The organism is Acinetobacter sp. AB03 (genome assembly GCF_058107045.1).
On the sequence record NZ_JBUEBA010000079.1, the window covers coordinates 1 to 5715 of the forward strand.

General features: G+C 34.4%; 5 protein-coding genes. All 5 read left to right on the top strand.

Annotation, left to right across the window (positions count from 1 at the left end; all coding sequences use genetic code 11):
* Positions 1–215: 215 nt before the first annotated feature.
* The 5 genes from ACY3FQ_RS18490 to gshA all read left to right on the top strand — a co-directional run bounded on the left by ACY3FQ_RS18490 (position 216) and on the right by gshA (position 5445).
* Positions 216–1652, top strand: coding sequence for a cytochrome ubiquinol oxidase subunit I (locus tag ACY3FQ_RS18490; protein ID WP_000172212.1), 1437 nt, complete (start codon positions 216–218; stop codon positions 1650–1652).
* Positions 1645–2649 (top strand): cytochrome d ubiquinol oxidase subunit II, encoded by a 1005-nt coding sequence (gene cydB / locus ACY3FQ_RS18495; protein ID WP_000566428.1) that lies wholly within the window; start codon positions 1645–1647, stop codon positions 2647–2649. Before ACY3FQ_RS18490 ends, cydB begins: the two co-directional genes overlap by 8 nt.
* A gap of 8 nt (positions 2650–2657) precedes the next feature.
* A complete protein-coding gene (locus tag ACY3FQ_RS18500; RefSeq protein WP_000777872.1) occupies positions 2658–2765 on the top strand; it encodes a DUF2474 family protein in 108 nt (35 codons plus the stop codon).
* 315 nt (positions 2766–3080) lie between these two features.
* Positions 3081–3851, top strand: coding sequence for a ZIP family metal transporter (locus tag ACY3FQ_RS18505; protein ID WP_000051649.1), 771 nt, complete (start codon positions 3081–3083; stop codon positions 3849–3851).
* Between the two features lie 22 nt (positions 3852–3873).
* On the top strand, positions 3874–5445 hold the full coding sequence (gene gshA, locus ACY3FQ_RS18510; protein WP_005006185.1) for a glutamate--cysteine ligase: 1572 nt from the start codon (positions 3874–3876) through the stop codon (positions 5443–5445).
* Positions 5446–5715: the final 270 nt, after the last annotated feature.

Genomic DNA, 5715 nt, shown 5'->3' on the forward strand with positions numbered 1-5715 from the left:
AATTTTAAAGATTGATCCTATCTAAAAGTGTTGCATATAGATTCTATACCATTGGTGTAAGGACTTCGCCATGACAATATTTTTGAAGAAACTTAAAAAGAATTTGCGCTTTTACTTCATCAAGCCTCATATAAATCACATTTTTTATAAATGTGATTAGTACGAAATATCAGTGTGATTTATTACTTCAATCAATTCAAAGTAGAGGTGGTAGTATGACTTTAGGACTTACTGCTCTAGAATTAGCAAGAATTCAATTTGCATTTACCGTTTCGTTTCATATCATTTTTCCAGCCATTTCAATTGGTCTAGCAAGTTTTTTAGCTGTTTTAGAATGGCGTTGGCTAAGAACCAAAAATCCTATTTATCAAGATTTATTTAAATTTTGGATCAAAATTTTCGCTGTTGCCTTTGGCATGGGGGTGGTCTCTGGGGTAGTCATGAGCTACCAATTCGGCACAAACTGGAGTGAATTTTCGAGAATAGCAGGAGGCGTCACAGGCCCCTTATTAGCATATGAAGTTTTAAGCGCCTTTTTCTTAGAAGCCGGCTTTTTGGGTATTATGCTTTTTGGTTGGGGACGAGTTGGTCCTCGAGCTCATTTCTTTGCAACCTTAATGGTAGCGATCGGAACATGTATTTCGATGTTCTGGATTTTAGCATCCAATAGTTGGATGCATACCCCCCAAGGTTTTAGTATCGAAAATGGAATAATTGTTCCCCAAAACTGGTTTGAAATTGTATTTAACCCATCATTTCCTTATCGTTTTACACATATGGCTATTGCTGCATTTTTGGTTGCTGCGTTGTTAGTGTGTGCAACAGCAGCATGGCATTTACTTAAAGGTCGTAGAGATGCTTTAGTCAAAACATCATTTTCAATGGCTCTTTGGCTGATTATGGTTCTTGCACCTTTGCAAATTTTAGTGGGCGATAATCATGGTTTAAATACTTTACATCATCAACCTGCCAAATTAGCTGCAATTGAAGGCCATTGGGAAACAAATAAAAATGAAGCTATGCCTTTATATTTATTTGGTATTCCTGATATGGAAGAAGAACGTACTAAATATGGAGTATCAATTCCTTATTTAGGTAGTCTGATCATGACCCATTCATTAAATGGTGAAGTCAAAGGCTTAAAAGAATTTGCTCCTGAAGATCGGCCGAATTCTTTGATCATCTTTTGGAGTTTCCGTGTCATGGTTGGTATGGGAATGTTAATGCTGCTATTAGCCGTCTTAGGCTTATGGCTGCGTCGTTCTGACCGTTTATATGAAAGTAAATGGTTTCAACGTTTTGCATTATATATGGGTCCGTCAGGTTTTATCGCTCTTCTAGCTGGTTGGTTTACAACAGAGGTCGGTCGTCAACCTTGGGTTGTTTACAATGTACTTCGTACTAAAGATGCGTTGTCACCCGTATCCGCATCGCAAGTTGGAATAACTCTAATTATTTTTGTTCTGGTTTATTTTGTAGTTTTCGGTATTGGCATTTATTACATGTTAAAGCTAATGCATAAAGGCCCGCAATTCTTAAGTGTACATTCAGGCGAACATGCTGATGTTGGTCAAACACCGATGCGACCAATGAGTGCGGTTGAAGGAAGCTTAGATAAACTAGAATCAATACGGGAGAATCGCCATGATTGATTTATCTCTTATTTGGATTGTCATTATTGGAATTGGTGTATTGATTTATGTCATTCTAGATGGGTTTGACTTAGGTATCGGAATTTTATTTCCTTTCATTAAAGGTTCCAATGAGCGAGATGTGCTAATGAATACCGTTGCTCCGGTCTGGGATGGTAATGAAACTTGGATGGTGCTTGGTGGGGCGGGGCTTTTTGCTGCCTTTCCGCTAGTTTATTCAACAGTTCTTTCTGCACTTTATATGCCGATTATTTTGATGGTGATCGCATTAATATTTCGTGGAGTTGCTTTTGAATTCCGATTTAAAGCAAACCGTACTAAGCATCTGTGGGATAAAGCTTTTATTAGTGGTTCAGTATTTGCAGGTTTTCTTCAAGGTGTAGTTCTAGGTGCATATATTCAGGGTATTAAAACCTTAAATGGTGTTTATGCTGGTGGGCAGTTGGACTGGTTGACACCTTTCTCTGTGTTTACTGGTATTGGTGTAGTCGTTCTGTATGCAACTTTAGGATGTGGATGGTTAATTTATAAAACTGATGCTGAAATTCAAGAAAAAATGTTTTCAATGATGCCTAAACTGATCATTTCAGTATTTATTATTTTTGGATTAGTTACTATCTATACACCACTTTCACAACCGCAAATTGCTGAACGCTGGTTTAGTCAGCCTCAGTTAATGTACTTTAGTCCAATTCCTGTATTAGTACTTATTTTTACGGGAATGGCTTTACGGGCATGTAAACAAAAGAAAGAACTTAGTCCTTTTATTTATACGTTAGGCTTAGTCTTCCTTGCTTATACAGGTTTTTTAATTAGTTTGTGGCCTTATATTATTCCACCTTCAGTAACGATCTGGCAGGCTGCAGCCCCAGCGAATAGTCAACTTTTTGCTTTGATTGGTGCACTGTTGCTCATTCCTATTATTCTGACTTATACCATTTTTTCATATTGGATTTTTAAAGGTAAAGTTCGTGTTGGTGATGCTGGTTATCATTAGGAGTTTGTATGAAACTTTCACAGACAGGATGGTTTATCTTACTTTGGGTAATTGGTGTAGTTACATTAGCGGTTATTGCAGGAATTTTTAGATTCTTAATTCAATTAGCATACTAAGAGCTCAGAGAATAGTGATGAAAGGGCCTTTGTTTAGGCTCTTTTGTATAATGTAAAAAATAAAAATTTCTCAATAGACTAGATTTGATTAAGAATGTCATGATTTTTGTATCTATTTAATTGAATTTAAAATAATTTCCTATTAATTGTTGAGTGGCTTAAACTTTTTTATAAAATCCCTTTTATACTATAGGTGGGTATAGTATATTAGATTGCTTAATACAACATCTACAAATTTGATGTTGTATCGAACGAATTTCGGCTTGTATATGCGATTAGTTAAAAATGATTGTCTACTAGGTATGTATTAAATCTATGTCACTTTTCATTATTACCCTAGTCACTCTGGTCGTAGGAATAGGTAGCGTTTTGATCGCAGACTTATTGGTAACGAGAGCTGGGGCAGCTATTAACAATCAAGATAGTTATGTACAACAAGGCTTTTTAGGTCTAGCAGCTGGTGCGTTATTAGCAACAAGTTTTACACATTTGTTACCAGAGGCTTTTGAAAGCAATATAGATACACATCAACTTTTTTTAGCACTTCTAATTGGTTTAGTTTTCTTTTTTCTACTTAATAAAGCTGAATTGTGGCATCACGGACATGAGCATAATCATTCACATGAGCCACATACAACTAATGGTTGGTCACTATTATTGGGTGATGGAGTCCATTGTTTTGGTGATGGTATTTTGATTGCTTCAATTTTCATTGTTGACATACATCTTGGGCTGATTGCAGCTGCTTCGGTTCTTGTACATGAAGTACCTCATCATATGGGTGATTTGGTAGTTCTTAGGCAGAAAAATCATCGTAGTGCTGCTGTACTAAAGCTTACTATGGCTGGTGCAATGACAGCTTTAGGTGGATTAAGTGGATATTTTCTACTGGCCGGATTACAGCAATGGCAACCTTTCCTTATGATTTTGGCTAGTAGTAGTTTTATTTATGTGTCTTTATCAGATCTAATTCCTCAATTACAACAGCGTTGGACAACTAAAGATACCATTATCCAAATTCTTTGGCTTTTTATAGGAATTCTTATAGTAACTTTAATTAATAGGGTAGTTCATGGTGCACATTAACTTTGAATGTAAGGTTTGATATATGGATAAATTAATATTTGATGAACACTATACTCATCGTCTAAATATTCTAGGTGAAAATTTACCTTTATTGACTATGTGTTTGCGAGGGATAGAACGTGAATGTTTGCGTGTAACGAAGAATGGGAATTTGGTGCTTACACCGCATCCAAAAACACTAGGATCAGCTTTGACAAATGAGTTTATTACTACAGACTATTCCGAATCATTAATGGAATTTGTTACGCCACCTTGTTTGAGTGCTTCAGAGGTCCTTGCAGAACTTAATGATATTCATCGTTTTGTTTATACAAAACTAAATAATGAATACCTTTGGAGTTCATCAATGCCTTCTCTTTTGCCAGAAGAAGAAAGGATTCCTATAGCTGAGTATGGCAATTCAAATATTGGTAAGTTTAAACACGTTTATCGAAAAGGATTAGCTCTTCGATATGGTAGGGCCATGCAATGTATAGCAGGTATTCACTATAATTTTTCATTACCTGAGCAATTAATTCAGCTTTTATACCAACTAGATAATATAACTACTTTCGAAAATAAAGATCGGTCATCAATTTATATGGATATGATACGAAATTTTCACCGTTATAGTTGGCTATTGATTTATCTATTCGGAGCATCCCCAGCGGTTAATTCAAATTTTTTAAAAAAAAACTTAGATCAATTTAAAAAATTTGATAATGACACTTACTACTTGCCTTATGCGACTAGTCTTCGAATGAGTAAGATTGGTTATCAAAGTAGTGCACAATCTACTATCTCTCCTTGTTTTGATAGTCTCAATTCATACATTCATAGTATAAAAGAGGCTTTAGAAACACCTTACCCCTTGTATACGAATATTGGTACCCATAAAAATAACGAATGGGTGCAACTTAATACTAATATTTTGCAAATAGAAAATGAATATTATTCAAATATTAGACCAAAACGAGTTCCATATTCTGGTGAGCGTGTGCTTCATGCATTAAATGCACGTGGGGTACAGTATGTCGAGATACGTTGTTTGGACATTAATCCTTTTTCTTCGTTAGGAATTGATTTAGAGCAAGCTTACTTTTTGGATGCATTTTTATTATTTTGTGCTTTATATAAAAGCCCATCATTAAGTCAAGATAGCCTTAATCAGGCGAATAATAACTTTCACCTTGTGGCTGAAAAGGGGCGAAAGCCAAATTTAGAACTCCAAAATGGAGATAGTTCAATTGCTATGTATGATTGGGCTCAAGAGTTGTTGGCTAATATTAGACCTCTAGCTAATTTACTCGATCATGCAAATGATATTAATAAACATAAAGAAGCTATATATGCTCAACAGGCTAAAATTGAGAATTCATTCTTAACGCCATCCTCTAAGGTCTTAACATATATGTTTCAACATAATATAGGTTTTAATGACTTCGCTTTACATCAATGCCAGCAACATTTGAATAACTTTTCGAAACAGGTTTTGACGGATGAGCGTAAACAATTTTTTGAATCAGTTGCACAAAAGTCTCTTCTTGAGCAAGAAGTGTTAGAGCAGCAGCAAGTCATGGATTTTAATTTGTTTATGAAGAATTATTCAAGTTGAATGCATACTAGTTAAAAAGAAAATGATTAAGTAAATTCGATAGATTAATTTGTATCATGGTTTTATTTTAATTGATTTTAATTTAAACAATTGAAATATTCTTTTCTAACAATCGGTTTGATTACTAGGTTTTTTTTACTTTAACATAAATTATTGATTTAATTTATTTATTTTTTAAGCGTGTTTTTGCTAAAAGATAATTTGATATACAGAAGTGTTAATATAAGAATATTTAATATAAATTTTCTTTTTTTTAAAAAATATATTTTT

Excerpts from the sequence above, each read along its gene's own strand:
- ACY3FQ_RS18490 (WP_000172212.1), top strand. The coding sequence starts at position 216 with ATGACTTTAGGACTTACTGCTCTAGAATTAGCAAGAATTCAATTTGCA.
- cydB (WP_000566428.1), top strand. The coding sequence starts at position 1,645 with ATGATTGATTTATCTCTTATTTGGATTGTCATTATTGGAATTGGTGTA.
- ACY3FQ_RS18500 (WP_000777872.1), top strand. The coding sequence starts at position 2,658 with ATGAAACTTTCACAGACAGGATGGTTTATCTTACTTTGGGTAATTGGT.
- ACY3FQ_RS18505 (WP_000051649.1), top strand. The coding sequence starts at position 3,081 with ATGTCACTTTTCATTATTACCCTAGTCACTCTGGTCGTAGGAATAGGT.
- gshA (WP_005006185.1), top strand. The coding sequence starts at position 3,874 with ATGGATAAATTAATATTTGATGAACACTATACTCATCGTCTAAATATT.